The following is a 17306-nucleotide window of genomic DNA, read 5'->3' on the forward strand; positions in this document are numbered from 1 at the left end:
AAAGAGATAATACTATTATCTCTTTTTTATGATCTCGAATATCAACCTAGAATTAGCGTTATGCTATTTCATGTTGTGGTTCTTTAATGAGAATGGCATTACCTGACTCTAATGCAAGTAATAGTTCTACCATTTCAGCACCATAACGATAGCCGCAAAGATTTTGATTGCTATTAAGTACACGGTGACAAGGGATAATGATAGGGATAGGGTTTACATTCTTTGCCATGCCTATAGCTTGGCTTGCAGCTGAATTGCCAATATCAAGCGCGATTTGTTCGTAACTGGATGTTTCACCAAAGGGAATATCAGCAATAGCATGCCATATTTGCTGTTGAAACATCGTTCCTTGAGGAGCGAGAGGGAAGGTGAAGCGTTTACGTGAGCCTAAGAGATATTCTTTCAGTTGCCTTATAAAGGGTCTCATAAAAGAGGGGTTATGCTGCCATGACTCATCGGGGTAATAGCCTGGACTATTGACAGTTAACCTTCTTAAGCCTTGATGGTCGGCAAGCAACATAATGCTGCCTAGTTCAGTTTCTATACAATCGTAATACATCCATAACTCACTAAATGCGTTAGTAATTAATAACATTGCTAAGCTAAGATTAACAGATAACAGTTTGATAACATATAACAATGTGTTTATTAGTTATGCTAATCTTACGGCAATGCTCAGCACCTCTTATTAACATCCTTGTGTCGAGGTAATAGTTTGTTCCATTCAATTATAAACCGTTCATCCACAATTGCGCTTGATGATATAAAAATTAGGCTTATTTCAAGTCAGGATGTGGCAAAGATAACAACGTATTATCAAAAAAACCGTGATTTTCTGAAAGCTTGGGAGCCGATGCGTAATGAATTGTTTTTTTCAGAGCTTGGTTGGCAAAAAAGAGTTGAACAAATAGCGACGTTACACCGCCATGAAATGGCCTTTTATTTTGTCATCGAAGACAGAGAAACTGACGATATTATCGGGGTCATTAACTATAGTAATTTGGTTAAATTTCCATTTCATGCGTGTCATGTTGGCTACTCCCTTGATCAAGATTATCAAGGTCGAGCTATTATGCGTCGAGCATTAAAAAAGACGGTGAATTGGATGTTCGAAGAAAAAGGTTTTCATCGTATTATGGCTGCGTACATGCCACATAATAAAAAAAGTGCTAGCGTTTTACATTCAGTAGGATTTGAAGAAGAAGGACTGGCGAAAGCGTATTTATTGATTGATGGAAAATGGCAAGATCATGTTCTTACTTCATTGATTAATCAGCAGTGGACAGCACCCGTTACGTGGTCAGCGTCTTAAAAACAAGCAATAAAAAGGCAACGCGAATGTTGCCTTTTAGTGCATTTTTGTATGAGATCAATCGATTACTCGACAGTTAGAATCCGCATATTGTTGGTTGAGCCAACGGTATCCATCACATCACCTTGAGTGATGATTACAAGATCGCCCACTTTAACAAATCCAGCATCACGAAGCACATCTAACGCATGTTTTGCCGCTTCTAAGCCAGCATCGCTGTCACGATTGAAAAATACAGGTGTTACACCACGGTATAATGAAGCTTGGTTTAACGTATTTTCGTTACGAGATAGTGCGAAAATAGGTAGGCCTGATGAAATACGAGACATCATTAATGGTGTACGACCAGACTCAGTCATTGCCACCATCGCTTTTACACCTTCCATGTGGTTTGCAGCATACATGGTTGACATTGCAATCGTTTCTTCAGGCGATGAGAAGAAGCGATCTAAACGGTGGTTAGAGACGTTTATGCTAGGCTCTTTTTCTGCACCTAAACAAACACTTGCCATTGCTTTTACGGTTTCTTCAGGAAATTGTCCCGCAGCTGTTTCAGCTGAAAGCATTACCGCATCTGTACCATCTAATACAGCATTAGCAACATCCATAACCTCTGCACGTGTTGGCATTGGGCTAGTGATCATTGATTCCATCATTTGCGTTGCTGTAATAACCGTGCGGTTTAAGCTACGAGCACGACGAATAAGTTTCTTTTGTACACCAACTAGCTCAGGATCACCGATTTCAACACCAAGATCACCACGAGCAACCATAACAACGTCAGATGCAAGGATGATATCGTCCATCGCTTCGGTTGTTGCTACCGCTTCTGCACGTTCAACTTTAGCGACTAGTTTTGCATTCAGACCTGCTTCAGTGGCTAATCGGCGCGCATATTTCATGTCTTCGCCATTACGTGGGAATGATACTGCAAGATAATCAACGCCCATTGCCGCAGCCGTTATAATATCTGCTTTATCTTTATCTGTTAGTGCTTCTGCTGAAAGGCCGCCGCCTTTTTTATTGATGCCTTTGTTATTTGATAATGGGCCAGCCACAGTCACTTCAGTGTGGACTTTATTACCTTCAACTGCTGTTACTTTTAATTGTACACGACCATCATCTAATAGCAGGATGTCACCGGTTGTTACATCTTTAGGTAATTCTTTGTAGTCTAGACCGACAGCAAACTGATCGCCTTCGCCTTTAGGTAAATCACTATCTAGGGTGAATTTATCACCAATAGCGAGTTGGATTTTATCTTCTTTAAACGTAGAAACACGAATTTTAGGTCCTTGTAGATCACCTAGAATCGCCACGTTCTTGCCTAGTTTTGCTGCAATTTCACGTACTTGCTTAGTGCGCTGAATATGATCTTCTGGGCTGCCGTGAGAGAAATTCATACGTACAACATTGGCACCTGCCGCAATGATTTTTTCAAGGTTATTATCGCGATCAGTTGCAGGACCTAATGTGGTTACAATTTTTGTACGTCTTAGGCGTTCTGTCATGTGAAACTCCAATTTATAGAAACGGGCTTTATTGAGTACTTGGATTGGGAATGATGATTACCAAGTTGGCAATAAAATATGAGATAGTTTTGATACCATATCTTGCTTATTTTGCTTAATGATGTATATCAAAAGCCAATAAACTGTCACTTATTTGATTCTTTTTTGTTGTAACAAAAAATATGTAATGAAAACGTTGTGAATAAAAAAGCGAAGCTGAGGCTTCGCTTTTAAAGTGTTACAGCGATGAACCATCTTTAGAAAAGCGAGAGTCTTTAAGCGACTCTTTTACGCGTTTTAAGTTATCTCTAAACCCTGCACCACGACGAAGAGTAAAACCTGTCGCGAGTACATCAATAACTGTCATTTGTACAACACGGCTTGCCATTGGCATGTAAATATCGGTGTCTTCTGGTACATCTAGACAAATAGATAATGAACACTCACGCTCTAATGGTGAATCTTTTGCTGTAATACCAATAACAGTAGCGCCATTAGCACGTGCCATTTGTGCAATTTCAACCAAGCTCTTTGTACGGCCAGTGTGGGAAATAACCACGACAACATCACCATCAGAGCAGTTAATAACACTCATGCGTTGCATCACAATATCATCAAAACAGACAATAGGAATGTTGAAACGGAAAAACTTATTTTGCGCATCGTGAGCAACAGATGCAGAAGCGCCTAAACCAAAGAAAGAGATTTTTTTCGCCTGTGTTAATAGATCGACAGCACGGTTAATTTGCATCGAATCAAGACTATTTTTTGCGACATCTAAACATGCCATCGTCGATTCAAAAATTTTAGCCGTATAGGCATCAGGTCCATCTGTTTCTTCAACATTACGGTTTACATAAGGTGTACCGTTAGCCAAACTTTGTGCTAAATGTAGTTTAAAATCAGGGAAACCTTTAGTATCTAAGCGGCGGCAAAAACGGTTAACGGTCGGTTCACTCACATCAGCCATTTTGGCAAGGGTTGCAATACTAGAGTGGATAGCTGTTTGTGGAGAGGCAATAATAACTTCGGCGACTTTGCGTTCTGATTTACTGAAGTGTTCTAAGTTATTTTGTATTTTTTCTATGGTATTCATAGCTAATCATGCACTTCGTTATTGAATTTCATTTGTAGCAAACTTGTCATCAAGATGCTTGTTTAATGAAACTATACTACTTAATTTTGACTATATCCTAGCTAATCAATGCTTTTTGAAGGCTAATTTTATTAGTTTTTGACAGGGATCGACTTTTGGCTTTCAGTTTTGAAACTCTATTCGATGAATAATTACAAAAAAGCAGTAGATACAGTGAATTTTTGTATATTCCTTTCATATCTAAGGAATTATTTTACAGCATGAAAAAATAGAGTGATGTAATTTGTTATCATTTTTTGACTGAAACTTAAAGCGACATAGTATTGGTGTTATTTTTCTTATATGGATCTGATGTAATTAGGAGGTGAAAAAATGAATGTTGCGGTATGTGGTTGTGGTTGGCTTGGTTTGCCTTTAGCAAAGGCGTTATATAAACATGGGTATAACGTTTACGGTACAAAAAGAAATGAGATTGATACGAACGCGTTAACTTCATTTGGCATACATGGTGTGCCAATGCAGCTACCATTAACTGAGGATAAGCAATTATCGTCTTTAGTACCGATATTATCAAGTGACGTGATGGTGATTAATATTTCTGCTGGTCGTCAATGTATTGATAAAGAGCAACATTATCAAAATGTGTTATCTCTTTCTAACGCAGCTTATCAATCAGGTTGTCAGCGTATTATTTTTATCAGTACAACGTCTGTTTATGATGGGCGACAAGGACGTGTAATTGAGAGTGATGAGGTGATGCCATTAACCGAATCAGCATTAGTTCATGTAAATCTTGAGAATCATTTGCGTGAGCAGTGGGGAGATAAATTAACGATATTACGGTTATCGGGACTCATTGGTGACGATCGCCATCCTGTTAAATTTTTAGCGGGCCGAAAAGAGTTAAAAGGAGGGAGTAGTCCTGTAAATCTAATTCACTTAGAAGACTGTGTTGCTGCGATTGTACAATTAGTTGCTCAGAAAAAGATTATACCAGTCTTACATTTAGCATCAGACTTTCATCCAACTCGTCGTCAATATTACACTCAAATGGCGCAACAATTGTCATTACCGTTACCTAAGTTTTTACCTGATGATGAGAACAAGAATGCAAAAGTGATTGATGCTTCAGAAACGTTGTCTGTACTGGATTATGCTCTGCAATATCGTGATCTTATGTTAAACGATTAGGTAAAAAAAACGCTGAACAGATGTCCAGCGTAAAAATATGCAACTAAAGAATAGTTGCAGTGGCAATTAGGAGCATTGGAAGAAGTTCGACGGCCAGTTAAACAATTCTCACCAATATTATGAATTCTATATATTCAGACGCCGAATTTTAGAATTGGTTCAAAAAAAGATTAAAAAAAATCATATTCAGGTAAGAAAAGTTAAATCGACAAGGTTTTTACTACTTAAGTTGCTTGTGAAGGCAAAAAAAATCCCATTAAAAAAATTAATGGGATAAAAAGTTCCGTAAATATTTCACAAAGTTCAGCAGTAGTGGACATCTAACACAAATAAAAAATCTGTAAGAGACTGATTCAAAACCTAATGCATAGTAGGTCGTATCCTGAATCATATTAGTATGACTGACATTAAAATGGTTAGTTCAATAAAAATGAAAAAAAGTTATATTTTTTTTCATAGTGAAGGTGAAAGGCTTTTTTGATAAAAGAAAGCCCGCTAAAACGTAGCGGGCAAAAATAAAAAAATACAATTAGGAGTTAAAGCAGTAGTGGCATTTACAATGATAAAAATTGGTGAAACATGTCCGTTTTGCGAAATCTTTATCAATATGAATACATTAATTAAGACTCAAGGTTTACCAAAAGGTTCCTAAATTTTTAAATATTTTTATAATAAAAAAAGGAATAATTATAACTCATTGTTTTTATAATGCTTTTAATTTTTAAGCCGCTACTTTTGCGTTTAGTACGTCATTCGTCTCTGTATCTGAAGCCGCTATTGATTTGCTCGCTGGGTTCTTTGTTAAAATGGAGAACACGAATGCAATTCCCATGATAATTGCTGAATAGAAATAAGCGAGGTTGTAATTACCTGTAGTATCAACAGCAACAGCAGCAATCACAGGGCCAATGAAACCACTGACACCCCATGCAGTGTATACGACACCATAATTTGTACCATAGTTTTTCAAGCCATAGAAACCTGCAGTTAATGACGGGAATACTGCTGGCAATGTGCCGTAACATAGGCCAGCTGTTGCCATACCGATGATAAGCCCAATATGGCTAGTGTAATGAGGGAACAATATCATATTAGCGATCGATAGCAGAAATGACAGTGATAATGTTTTAAGACCACCTATCTTGTCGCATAGCATGCCGGCAAACACACGACCTGATGTATTAAACAAAGCCAGAATAACGACAAGGTGAGCAGCATCTGTCATACCAGCCTGTGCCGATGCGATAGAGGTAATATTGCCAATGATCATTAAACCAGTTGATGATGCACAAAGGTACATAACCCAAATGCTATAAAACTGAGTGGTTTTCAGCATAGCAGTCCAACGTAATTCTTTTTGTGGAGCCGCAGCTTTTTTATCTGCCTGTTTAGATGAGGCTACGGGTACGTAATTGGCTGGTGGATTGGTAATAGTAAATGCTAATGGTGTTGCAATGCATAAAAGCGCCACACCTAAAATAATAAAACTGTAGTTAATGCCGTAGCTTGCAATTAAAGACGTAATTAACGGTGCAAGGTAAACACCTGCAAGACCAAAACCAGCAGCGATAAGACCATTCACTAGCCCACGCTTTGATGGGTGAAACCATTTCATTGCTGCAGGGCTTAGACAGGCATAACCAAAACCAATACCACCACCTGCAAGAATACCAAAGGTAAAAATAAGTTGAATAGGACTTGTGATGTAACCGGATGCGATTAGACCTAAACCAGAGCAGATTGTACCTGCGATTAATACACGTTTAGGGCCAAATTTATCTTGTAAAATACCAGCTAATAGAAGGGTTACAGAGAAAGTAATAATAGCAACAGTATAAGGTAGAGATGCTTCAGCGTTTGTCCATCCTAAGTCAACAACAAGCGCTTTTTTAAATACACTCCAAGTAAATAGAATACCAATACATAAATTAATACAAAAACCAGCAATAAGAATTTGCTTTGCTCTATCAAACATGAATTTCTCTCTAATGATATTTAGACGGTGAAACACCGAATAAATAGATCGTTGTAATATTAAAATGCTTATTAAATATTACCCGCTAATACTGTAGGGGAATTTTAGCGATAAAAATAGTGATAGCAAGTTAAAATGTAAGTAAATATGAAATAAAATAAGTTGTTGATTATATTGGCTTTATTTGAAATATTTGTCATTCAAATAAAGAGTGTAAAATCATTATTTGTATTATGTATTATAAATTAATGCAGGTTAATTTTAATCGTTAAAATAATCTTATAATGAATTTTAATTATAATTAACAGAACTAAAAACAAAGATAATTAGATATCATGTTATTTTTTTAATTAATTAATTAATTAATTTGAAGAATGGTTATTTATATATTTTGATGAATTAAGAGTTATTGTTGTTGGTATTATAGTGTTGTGTATAAAAGTGACTCGCCTTTCAGTTATATGAATGAGGTGTGTGTAGATGTGAATAAATATGTGTAGGTGCGAATGAAAGGTAGGGGCAATAGAGCCTGCTGAATATAAGTTAGCGCTGAAATAATACCTACTCCAATTATAGGAGTAGGCTATGAAGGAAAATCTTCAACAAAAAAGTAGTGGCATTTAATCAGACTCAGTCGATGCGGTTAAGTTCCACCAATATATGTTTTTTCTATTATTTTTTATTGGTTATCAATTTTACGTATGACTTTTGTTGTTAATTTATTGATATATAAGTACTTATTGTTGTTTTCTCTATTTTTAATATCTAAATAGATTTCACCTCTCAAAATGAGATAGCGAACTTGTTAAAAGTGTTAACGAGTTGTAGTATTTAAACATGTGTTTAATACGGGTGAATGAAAATGGCTGGAAAAGGTGAAACTAAAAGTCGTATTCTAGATGCCGCAGAGTTGCTATTTGCCGAGCATGGCTTTAATGAAACATCGCTGCGGACCATCACGAGCAAAGCAGGAGTGAATCTAGCTTCTGTTAATTATCACTACGGAGATAAGAAAACATTAGTACGGGCAGTACTCAGCCGCTACCTTGATATCTTTATGCCAGCTCTGCAAAGTGAATTAGAAAGGCTATTAACCCGTGATGATTTTACGATGGAAGATGTTTTCCACTGTACCAAGTCACCGTTGGTAAGCCTTAATGATTGTCGAACTAATGGCGCGACAGTTTTTATGTCATTGCTGGGGCGGGGGTATACTGACGTACAGGGACATTTACGGTGGTTTATTGTTACCCGCTATGAAAAAGTGCTTTCTCTTTTTGTCACTGCAGTATGCCGTGCTAATCCATCTTTAGATCCAGAAACCCTTTTCTGGCGCTTACATTTCACATTAGGTGCATCAGTATTTACGATGGCATCAAGTGCCGCTTTATGTGAAATAGCAGAAAACGACTTTTCTAGTCATGTTAAAACTGAAGATTTAATTGATCGTCTTGTGCCTTATCTTGCGGCAGGAGTCGGTGCGCCAATTGAACCGAATCTTTCGCTAGTTAAGCAAGTATAAAGCCTTATAACAAATGTATACCTACCTAATCATTATAAAAATAATCGAAGCAAAAGGATCTGAACTATGAGCACTCTATCTACAATGCGAAAACGCTATCTCAGCGATCCCGCTTTTAAGATGTTTAAAAAAGTGTTGCCACCGTTGTCTGAAACTGAACGTGAGGCAATGGAAGCAGGGAGTGTATGGTGGGACGGTGAGTTATTTAGCGGTCAGCCTAATTGGAATACATTATTAACATACCCTAAACCTAAGCTGTCTGATGAAGAGCAAGCTTTTATCGATACTAAGCTTGAAACGTTATTAGCCATGTTAAATGATTATCAGATTGTACAAGAAGATAAAGATTTATCGCCTGAAGTGTGGCAGTACTTACGCGACGAAAAGTTTTTTTCGTTAATTATTGGTAAGGAATATGGTGGTCTTAATTTTTCAGCACATGCGAATTCAACTATTGTTGCCAAAATTGCGACTCGGAGTTTGAGTGCAGCGGTGTGTGTCATGGTGCCTAATTCCTTAGGGCCGGGTGAATTACTGACTCATTACGGGACAGAAGAGCAGAAGGATTATTGGCTACCACGTTTAGCTAACGGGAAAGATATTCCATGTTTTGCGTTAACTGGTCCAGAAGCGGGATCTGACGCAGGTGGGATCCCTGATGAAGGTATTGTGTGCTATGGCGAGCATGAGGGTGAAGAAGTATTAGGTTTACGCCTAACATGGAACAAGCGCTATATCACCTTAGCACCCGTTGCAACAGTATTAGGTCTGGCTTTTAAAATGAAAGATCCTGATGGCCTGCTTGGTGATAAAAAAGAGCTAGGGATCACCTGTGCATTAATTCCTGCTGATCACCTTGGAGTTGAGATTGGTGATCGTCACGATCCACTCAATATGGGGTTTATGAACGGACCTACACGTGGTGAAAATGTATTTATTCCGATGGATTGGCTAATAGGTGGTCAAGAATATGCAGGAAAAGGTTGGCGAATGCTGGTGGAATGTTTATCTGCCGGTCGGGGTATTTCATTACCTGCACTAGGTACTGCTATTGGTCATTTAACAGCGAAAACAACAGGTGCATATTCTGTTGTTCGTAAACAGTTTGGTACTTCAATAGGAAATTTTGAAGGTGTTGCTCAAGCGCTTGGCCGCATTGGTGGTTATACCTATATGCTAGAAGCTGCCCGTACCTTAACCACGACGTCGTTAGATATGGGGCAAACTCCAGGGATTGTTACAGCCATTGCCAAATACCACATGACTGAAATGGCACGAACGATCCTAAATGATTCAATGGATGTGCATGCTGGTCGTGCAATTCAGCTTGGCCCAATGAACTACTTAGGTCATCATTATTTTGGGATGCCCGTTGCGATCACCGTTGAGGGTGCGAATATTCTGACTCGAAACCTGATGATTTTCGGTCAAGGGGCAACACGTTGCCATCCTTATGTACTCAGTGAAATGGAAGCAGCTGCAAATCCAGATGAGAAGCAAGGTGAGGAAGACTTTGATAAGTTGTTATCAAAACATATTGGTTTTGCGATTGGGAATGTCAGCAAATCATTGCTGAATGCGTTTTCAGGTTCCCGCTTTAATCGTGCTCCCGTTAGTGGTGAAACTGCAGCTTATTATCGTCAATTAGCTAGAATGGCAAAAGCATTAGCGGTAAGTGCTGATTTTGCGATGTTAAGCCTTGGTGGTGAGTTAAAACGCCGAGAATTAGTCTCTGCACGTTTAGGCGATGTTTTAAGTCATCTTTATTTAGCATCGGCAGTATTAAAACGCTATGAAGATGAAGGGCGTCAACAGCAAGATTTACCAATGGTGAAATACGGTGTAGAGCATTGTTTACATCAATGTGGCGTTGCTTTTAATGATGTGTTTAATAATTTCCCTCGTAAAGGTGTTGGACGTCTACTAAGTACGATTAACTTCCCGTTAGGTATTCATTATCACGCACCATCAGATGTGATCGCTATCGAGATCGCTGAAGCATTAATGACTCCTGGTGTACATCGTGAACGACTAACTCATCTTTGTTATGTTGGTAATAAAGAGGATGATCCTGTTGCTATTATGGAACGTGCCTTTTTAGCTATGCACGAGATCAAACCTTTAGAGCGTAAACTAATGAAAGCAACACGTAGAGGTGAGATCCCACGCAAATCTTCGTTAACAAATAAGTTACAAGTTGCATTAGATGTGGGAATAATCACAGAAGCAGAGAAGAAAAAAATAGAAAATGCTGAACAGCTAAGACAAAAAGCGGTTCAAGTGGATCATTTTTGTGCAGACCATTTTAAAAAAGCTCGCATACAACCAGGAAAAGCAGCTTAGGTAACTTAGTTAGTGATATATAAACCTGGAATCTCCCATGTGCCACGCTAAGCGTGGCACTTTTTTTGACCAGAAATATCTGTAACACCTCCAACCACTACGGTTTTTATCATTTTCTGTCATAAATTTAATGCGAATTTGACGCTAACCTTTTATGCTATCAGCAACTATGTAAGGGAAGTTGAAGATGATCATCAAACCTAAAACTCGTGGATTTATTTGTACAACAACGCACCCAGTGGGTTGTGAAGAGAACGTAAAAGAACAAATTGCTTATACTAAAGCACAAGGCCCAATTGCGAACGCGCCTAAACGTGTGTTAGTTGTTGGTTCATCAAGTGGTTATGGCCTATCGTCTCGCATTGCTGCGGCATTTGGCGGCGGTGCTGCAACTATTGGTGTGTTCTTTGAAAAACCAGGTACAGAAAAGAAACCAGGTACTGCAGGTTGGTATAACTCAGCAGCATTTGACAAGTTTGCGAAAGAAGAAGGTCTTTATTCAAAAAGCTTGAATGGTGATGCTTTCTCTAACGAAGCAAAACAAAAAACCATTGATTTGATCAAAGAAGATCTTGGTCAAGTTGATATGGTGATTTACTCACTTGCATCACCTGTACGTAAATTACCTGAAACAGGTGAAGTGATTCGTTCATGCCTAAAACCAATGGGTGAGACGTACACAGCAACAGCAGTAGATACGAATAAAGATGTATTAATCGAAGCAAGCATAGAGCCGGCTACAGAGCAAGAAGTTGCTGATACTGTAACGGTAATGGGCGGCCAAGATTGGGAACTTTGGATTGATGCTCTATCTGATGCTGGTGTTCTAGCTGACGGCTGTAAGACGGTTGCTTACAGCTACATCGGTACTGAAATTACATGGCCAATCTATTGGCACGGTGCGCTAGGTCAAGCGAAGATGGATCTTGATCGTGCAGCGAAAGAGCTAAACGAGAAGCTAACGAAAACTGGCGGCTCTGCGAATGTTGCTGTACTTAAGAGTGTGGTAACACAAGCAAGTGCGGCGATACCTGTAATGCCGCTGTACATCGCAATGGTATTTAAGAAGATGCGTGAAGAAGGTGTACACGAAGGTTGTATGCAGCAAATTTTACGTATGTTCAATGAGCGTCTATTTAAAGCAGATGGTACAGCAGCCGAAGTGGATGGCGAAAACCGTCTGCGTCTAGATGACTGGGAACTACGCGAAGACATTCAACAGCACTGTCGTGATTTATGGCCAAATGTAACCAATGAAAATTTATTTGATGTTGCTGACTATCAGCAATATAAAGATGAGTTTTTAAAGCTATTTGGTTTTGGTATTGACGCTGTTGATTATAATGCAGATGTGAATCCTGTTATTGAATTTGATGTGAAAGACATCTAATTTAAGACAAATAAAAAAACCGCCGAAAGGCGGTTTTTTTATTTTTTTGATTCATCAATATAATCTACTTATTGTGTTTTTTTTGTCTATAGATCCAACCACATTGGTTACAGAGATGAATTCTTCTAATGTAAATCTTGTGCCATAGTTTTCGTTTTATTCTTCCTACATCAAAACTTGCGCACTTTTCGCACTGCATTTATTAACTCTCCTAGCTATTAATAAATTACCAGTGATAGTTTTAACGATTAGAGATTTGATGTCTATGAGTGCGCGTCAAATTTTTGGCGTTTCAGTGGCGTACATTCGTTTATTCGGCCTGTCATAAATTTTTAATATTTGTTAATCATTAAGTTTTGGTAATGTAATGATAAAGGCTGCACCCTCTAATGGTGAATCTTCAACACAGATAGTCCCTTGATAGCTGTCGATAATTTCATTACATACCGATAAACCAATACCTTGACCTGGATTTAGCTGATCAGATCGTATACCTCTCTGAAAAATGGCTTCTCTCATATCAGGTTTTACACCCGGGCCATCATCCTCAATCTTAATGGTAAAGTGAGTATTAGTTTCAGTGACAGTAATATGTACTTGGCTGATACAAAAACGAAAAGAGTTTTCGAGCATGTTGCCGAATAATTCCATTAAATCATCTTTATTCAACGGTAACATGACATCATCATTAAAGTGATAATGTAATTGCGCTTGTTTGTCAGCATAAATTTTGCCAAGCATTAAGCTAAGGCTATTAACAACGGGCATTAATTGCGAATTACTTTTTTGTAACCCTTGTTGACCCACCATCGCACGTTTTAGCTGATATTGGACAAGATCATCCATTTGGCTGATTTGTTCCATAATGCGTTGATTTAGCTCCTGGCGCTCTAGGGATTTATCATCCAATAATGCATTGGTTGCGGCTAAGCGGGTTTTCAAACTGTGGGCGAGATCATCCATCGCATGACGATAACGTCCTTTTTGATCACTGCTTATACGGTTTAGGCGGTTAACCGCTTTAGTCACTTCTTGCAGTTCCATAGGGTAATCATTATCGAGTTTTTCTCGTTTAGCTTCTGCCATTTGATCGAGCTGAGAGGCTAATTTTCGTAACGGTTGGAAACCCCAGTGAAAAGCCGCAATAAGAAATGCAACAGCAATAAGAACAAACAGGCCAAGATAAAATGCTGTGCGTTGGTGGAGCTTTTCTAATGATCTTTCATAATCATTGGCTGAGCGTAATACAACAAGTTGATAAATACTGCCATTTTCTTTATCACGACTGAGGTTATAAGCGATATAGCCTTTATCATCTCCCATTTTTATTAGGGTAGGGGTTGGAATTTCTTCTGGAAGATAACGACAAACGTTTTTTAAATTCGCTTTATTTGCTTCATGAGATAACCAGGTCGTGTTATCTGCTTGATCACATACTACGGCAATATAATCGGTGTCTGATGGGTCCAGAGAATCAATCCACTTATCAACATCTTTGATTAAGCCGGCACGGTTAAGTTGAGCAACAACCATTGGCATTTGAGCGACAAGCTCTGAAGAGTAGGATGCCATATAGCTTTGAGAATAAAGCTTGTTAATCACACCGGCTAAGGCCGATGTGACTAATGCGATAATAGCAACAGAGGTGATTAAAACTCGACGTCTTAAACGCGGCTGTATAAGTTTATTCATTGGGCATTAAGTTCAAAAATATACCCTTGACCACGAATGGTTGATATCGGGTTATCTTGACCTGTTTTGGTGAATTTTTTACGTAGACGACTAATCATAACTTCGATGGTATTTGGATCACCTTCCTGATCTTCATATAGCACGTCGAGTAAGCGTTGCTTTGATACAACCTGGCGGCTATGACGCATAAGGTATTCAAGTAAGTCATATTCAAAAGCGGTTAATTCTAATAGTGTTTCATGAACATAAACTTGCTTGGCAAGGAGATCTACACGGATATCGCCTGCGGTCATTTCTGGCTTTACAAAACCAGCGCTCCGGCGAACAAGTGCGCTTAAACGAGCAACCATTTCTTCTTTTTGGAATGGTTTAACAAGATAATCATCAGCACCGGCTTCAAGGCCTGTTACTTTGTCTTGCCAATTTGAACGCGCAGTAAGAATAAGAATAGGAAGGCGAAGGCCTTTTTTACGCATATCTTTAATTAAGCTAATGCCGTCTCGATCGGGTAAACCAATATCAACAATCGCAATATCATTGGGGTAGTTTTCAGCGAAGAATAATCCTTCTTCTGCGGTATTAGCACATTGAACTTGGTTGCCTAATTCACTGAGTTGAGATTTTAAGTGATGGCTAAGGATTGCATCGTCTTCGACAATAAGAATTCGCATAAATTAAAGCACCCAAGGTTGTTGATTATAGTTATAAACATCTATGGTACGAAATATTGCAATTATTCGCATTATTTATGATGACCATAGACTTAAAATTTGAACGTCATAGCAGAATAGGTAGTAATAAGCCACATTGCTATAGTGTGTTATTAACTAAAGGGTTTGATTAATAACAAATTAACGCTACAGGTCTTAGTGTAGGTATATTGACTGAATAGGGGCTGACTCATGAGATAACTCATTAATCAGCCCTTATTAGAGAGAGTAGTATTATCGTCAATAGTTACTTTAAAATAATAATTAACGTACCTGCGATAGTGAGTAAAACGTTAGCGATAGCATAGGTGCCAGCATAACCTAAAGCAGGGATAGTACTGCGAGCATGAGCGTTGATCATATCCATAGCCGGAGCGCATGTACGTGCACCAATAATGGCGCCAAAAAGTAGCGCACGGTTCATTTTAAGTACATAAGCACCAAATAGGTAGGCTAATACAACAGGGATCACACTCACCATCAAACTGGTGACAAAAACGGTTAAACCGATATGACCAATGGATTCAAAAAGGTTAGAGCCCGCACTTAAGCCAATACCGACCATGAAGACCATTAAGCCTAAATCTTTCGCCATGTTGAGTGCCCCTTGAGGGACATAACCGAAAGTAGGGTGGTTGGCACGTAAAAATCCAAGCGTTATACCGGCAATTAAAAGGCCTGCAGCACTACCTAAACCAAACGCGATATGGCCAAATTTCATGGTAACTAAACCAAGTAGTAAACCTATGATAAAGAAACAACAAAAAGCTAATAAATCTGCGATCTGGCTATGAATAGAAATAAAGCCAATGCGTTCTGCTAAACCATGAACTCGACTTTTTTCGCCACTCACTTGCAGAATGTCGCCTTTGTTTAACAGAATGTTGTGATCCATCGGCATTTCTATTTGAGCACGAACAACACGGTTTAAGAAACAACCGTACTCTGAAAGGTTCAGCTCTGATAAACGTTTACCGGCAATACCATCATTTTTGACCACGATTTCTTCTTCAATAATGCGAAGATCTAATAAATCACGATCAAAAACTTCTTTACCATTACGGAAACTAGGATCAAGACGAGCGTGACTATCGGGGTAACCAACTAATGCAATTTCATCACCTTCTTGTAAAATAGCATCACCGTCAGGGTTAGCTAAAATACCATTACGACGAACACGTTCAATATAACAGCCTGTTTGGCGGTAAATACCTAATTCACGAAGGTTACGACCATCAATCCAATTAATTAGCTCGGGGCCAACGCGATAAGCTCGAATAATGGGTAAATACACTTTTCGTTGTGCTACTTCACCAATACCACGTTCACGAGCGATCTGTTGTGATGATTCAGCTAGATTCTGTTTTTGTAGTGTAGGCATGAGTTTCGCAAGGAAAATTAAGCTTACTAAACCTACAAGATACGACATAGCATAACCAACGCTTAAACTCTCTGTCAGCTGCTTAATCATTGTTGGATCGGTGATGCCTGAAAGCCCGGTATTTAATGCGTCTTTAGCGCCCACTAATACAGGCGTTGCCGTTAGTGAACCTGCCATTAAACCTGTCGCAAGGCCAATATCCATATGAAGATAATGCGCCATTGTCATGGTTATCGCGATGGAGGAAAGCAAAACGACGAGTGCAAGTAAAAGGTAGTGTTTACCGTCTCGAAAAAAGATGCCGAAAAAGTTTGGGCCAGCTTCAATACCTACACAAAAAATAAACAGCATAAAGCCAATGTTTAATGCGTCAGTATCAAAAGTAAAACCAGCATTACCAAAAAGCAGTGCCGTGACTAAAACGCCAATAGAATTACCTAAGCTCATCTTACCAAAGCGTATTTTGCCAATACTTAAACCAACGGCAAGAACAACAAAGAGTAATAAAATATCATTATGGTGTAGAAGTGCTGCTACATCAATGTTCACAACAGAATTTCCGACAATAGTGGGGAAGTAAAAGTAGTCAAATTCTAGCTGATTTTTGCAGAGTGTTATAGCGTATATTCTAAAAAAATATTGAAAGTTAGCATTAATAACTTATTAATGTGAATTATTTATATCAAGGGACAAGAGTGAAGATAAGATGGATTACTGTACGTTAAAAATACTGTTCATTTAGGTTGTCAGTAAGTAATAAAAGAGTGGTAATAAAAAAGGCCGAACAATGTCGACCTTTTATGAATTGCATATGATTCTTATTTGAACAGTAGGTTATGTTCTTTAGAGTAAGCTTCAAATTCAGTGCAGCCGCCAATGTGCTCCTGATCAACAAAAATCTGTGGCACTGTTTCAACAGGCTTACCTACCGTTTTTTCTAGATCAGCTTTACTAATGCCTTCCGCGTGAATATCAACATAACGGAAGTTAAAGTCGTCACGCTCTTCTTTAATTTTTTCTGCTAATTCCTTAGCACGTACACAGAATGGGCAACCTGGGCGACCAAAAATAACTACGAACATAAAATCTCTCCTACAAAATTATGTTGTTACTATAACGTGTGTTTATTGATAGAGAAAGTGGGATTTTCCTGTTAGAGCAATAGATAAAACCGATGGTGAGA

General features: G+C 38.5%; 13 protein-coding genes. 5 read left to right on the plus strand and 8 right to left on the minus strand.

Going from position 1 to position 17306, the window contains the following annotated elements; translation table 11 throughout:
* Nucleotides 1-58: 58 nt before the first annotated feature.
* Nucleotides 59-559, minus strand: a complete 501-nt coding sequence (locus tag I3259_RS06170; RefSeq protein ID WP_039872396.1) for a methylated-DNA--[protein]-cysteine S-methyltransferase — start codon at nt 557-559, stop codon at nt 59-61.
* 156 nt (nt 560-715) lie between these two features.
* Between I3259_RS06170 and rimJ the strand changes: the two genes are divergently transcribed.
* On the plus strand, nt 716-1312 hold the full coding sequence (gene rimJ / locus I3259_RS06175) for a ribosomal protein S5-alanine N-acetyltransferase (protein WP_238028814.1): 597 nt from the start codon (nt 716-718) through the stop codon (nt 1310-1312).
* Nucleotides 1313-1377: 65 nt separating this feature from the next.
* On the opposite strand, the gene pyk is transcribed toward rimJ, so the two are convergent.
* Entirely contained in the window at nt 1378-2823 is a 1446-nt protein-coding gene (gene pyk / locus I3259_RS06180) for a pyruvate kinase (RefSeq protein WP_238028815.1), read from the minus strand.
* Between the two features lie 238 nt (nt 2824-3061).
* A complete protein-coding gene (locus I3259_RS06185; protein ID WP_238028816.1) occupies nt 3062-3919 on the minus strand; it encodes a MurR/RpiR family transcriptional regulator in 858 nt (285 codons plus the stop codon).
* A 372-nt stretch (nt 3920-4291) separates the two neighbouring features.
* Between I3259_RS06185 and I3259_RS06190 the strand changes: the two genes are divergently transcribed.
* The gene (locus tag I3259_RS06190) at nt 4292-5110 is read left to right on the plus strand and encodes an NAD-dependent epimerase/dehydratase family protein (protein WP_238028817.1); all 819 of its coding nucleotides are present in this window, start codon (nt 4292-4294) and stop codon (nt 5108-5110) included.
* A 721-nt stretch (nt 5111-5831) separates the two neighbouring features.
* On the opposite strand, the gene I3259_RS06195 is transcribed toward I3259_RS06190, so the two are convergent.
* Entirely contained in the window at nt 5832-7085 is a 1254-nt protein-coding gene (locus I3259_RS06195; RefSeq protein ID WP_238028818.1) for an OFA family MFS transporter, read from the minus strand.
* Nucleotides 7086-7947: 862 nt separating this feature from the next.
* Here I3259_RS06195 and I3259_RS06200 point away from each other — a divergent pair.
* The 3 genes from I3259_RS06200 to fabV all read left to right on the plus strand — a co-directional run bounded on the left by I3259_RS06200 (nt 7948) and on the right by fabV (nt 12340).
* Nucleotides 7948-8607: a TetR/AcrR family transcriptional regulator gene (locus I3259_RS06200; RefSeq protein ID WP_238028819.1), complete on the plus strand. Its 660-nt coding sequence runs from the start codon at nt 7948-7950 to the stop codon at nt 8605-8607.
* A gap of 66 nt (nt 8608-8673) precedes the next feature.
* Nucleotides 8674-10950 (plus strand): acyl-CoA dehydrogenase, encoded by a 2277-nt coding sequence (locus I3259_RS06205; protein ID WP_238028820.1) that lies wholly within the window; start codon nt 8674-8676, stop codon nt 10948-10950.
* Between the two features lie 187 nt (nt 10951-11137).
* The gene (gene fabV, locus I3259_RS06210; RefSeq protein ID WP_238028821.1) at nt 11138-12340 is read left to right on the plus strand and encodes an enoyl-ACP reductase FabV; all 1203 of its coding nucleotides are present in this window, start codon (nt 11138-11140) and stop codon (nt 12338-12340) included.
* 342 nt (nt 12341-12682) lie between these two features.
* On the opposite strand, the gene I3259_RS06215 is transcribed toward fabV, so the two are convergent.
* The 4 genes from I3259_RS06215 to I3259_RS06230 all read right to left on the minus strand — a co-directional run bounded on the left by I3259_RS06215 (nt 12683) and on the right by I3259_RS06230 (nt 17205).
* Nucleotides 12683-14032 carry an ATP-binding protein gene (locus tag I3259_RS06215; RefSeq protein ID WP_238028822.1) on the minus strand — a complete coding sequence of 450 codons (1350 nt, stop codon included), beginning with the start codon at nt 14030-14032 and terminating at the stop codon, nt 12683-12685.
* The gene (locus I3259_RS06220; RefSeq protein ID WP_005367047.1) at nt 14029-14703 is read right to left on the minus strand and encodes a response regulator; all 675 of its coding nucleotides are present in this window, start codon (nt 14701-14703) and stop codon (nt 14029-14031) included. Before I3259_RS06220 ends, I3259_RS06215 begins: the two co-directional genes overlap by 4 nt.
* A 286-nt stretch (nt 14704-14989) precedes the next feature.
* Complete coding sequence (locus tag I3259_RS06225; protein WP_238028823.1) at nt 14990-16672, minus strand: aspartate:alanine antiporter; 1683 nt, start codon at nt 16670-16672, stop codon at nt 14990-14992.
* Nucleotides 16673-16941: 269 nt separating this feature from the next.
* Complete coding sequence (locus I3259_RS06230) at nt 16942-17205, minus strand: GrxA family glutaredoxin (RefSeq protein ID WP_238028824.1); 264 nt, start codon at nt 17203-17205, stop codon at nt 16942-16944.
* Nucleotides 17206-17306: the final 101 nt, after the last annotated feature.

This window comes from Photobacterium sp. Ph5, from assembly GCF_022129445.1.
In the GTDB taxonomy this organism is placed as follows: Bacteria; Pseudomonadota; Gammaproteobacteria; order Enterobacterales; family Vibrionaceae; genus Photobacterium.

Excerpts from the sequence above, each read along its gene's own strand:
- pyk (WP_238028815.1), bottom strand. The coding sequence starts at position 2,823 with ATGACAGAACGCCTAAGACGTACAAAAATTGTAACCACATTAGGTCCT.
- I3259_RS06190 (WP_238028817.1), top strand. The coding sequence starts at position 4,292 with ATGAATGTTGCGGTATGTGGTTGTGGTTGGCTTGGTTTGCCTTTAGCA.
- I3259_RS06230 (WP_238028824.1), bottom strand. The coding sequence starts at position 17,205 with ATGTTCGTAGTTATTTTTGGTCGCCCAGGTTGCCCATTCTGTGTACGT.
- fabV (WP_238028821.1), top strand. The coding sequence starts at position 11,138 with ATGATCATCAAACCTAAAACTCGTGGATTTATTTGTACAACAACGCAC.
- I3259_RS06215 (WP_238028822.1), bottom strand. The coding sequence starts at position 14,032 with ATGAATAAACTTATACAGCCGCGTTTAAGACGTCGAGTTTTAATCACC.
- I3259_RS06205 (WP_238028820.1), top strand. The coding sequence starts at position 8,674 with ATGAGCACTCTATCTACAATGCGAAAACGCTATCTCAGCGATCCCGCT.
- I3259_RS06220 (WP_005367047.1), bottom strand. The coding sequence starts at position 14,703 with ATGCGAATTCTTATTGTCGAAGACGATGCAATCCTTAGCCATCACTTA.
- I3259_RS06170 (WP_039872396.1), bottom strand. The coding sequence starts at position 559 with ATGTATTACGATTGTATAGAAACTGAACTAGGCAGCATTATGTTGCTT.
- I3259_RS06200 (WP_238028819.1), top strand. The coding sequence starts at position 7,948 with ATGGCTGGAAAAGGTGAAACTAAAAGTCGTATTCTAGATGCCGCAGAG.
- I3259_RS06185 (WP_238028816.1), bottom strand. The coding sequence starts at position 3,919 with ATGAATACCATAGAAAAAATACAAAATAACTTAGAACACTTCAGTAAA.
- I3259_RS06195 (WP_238028818.1), bottom strand. The coding sequence starts at position 7,085 with ATGTTTGATAGAGCAAAGCAAATTCTTATTGCTGGTTTTTGTATTAAT.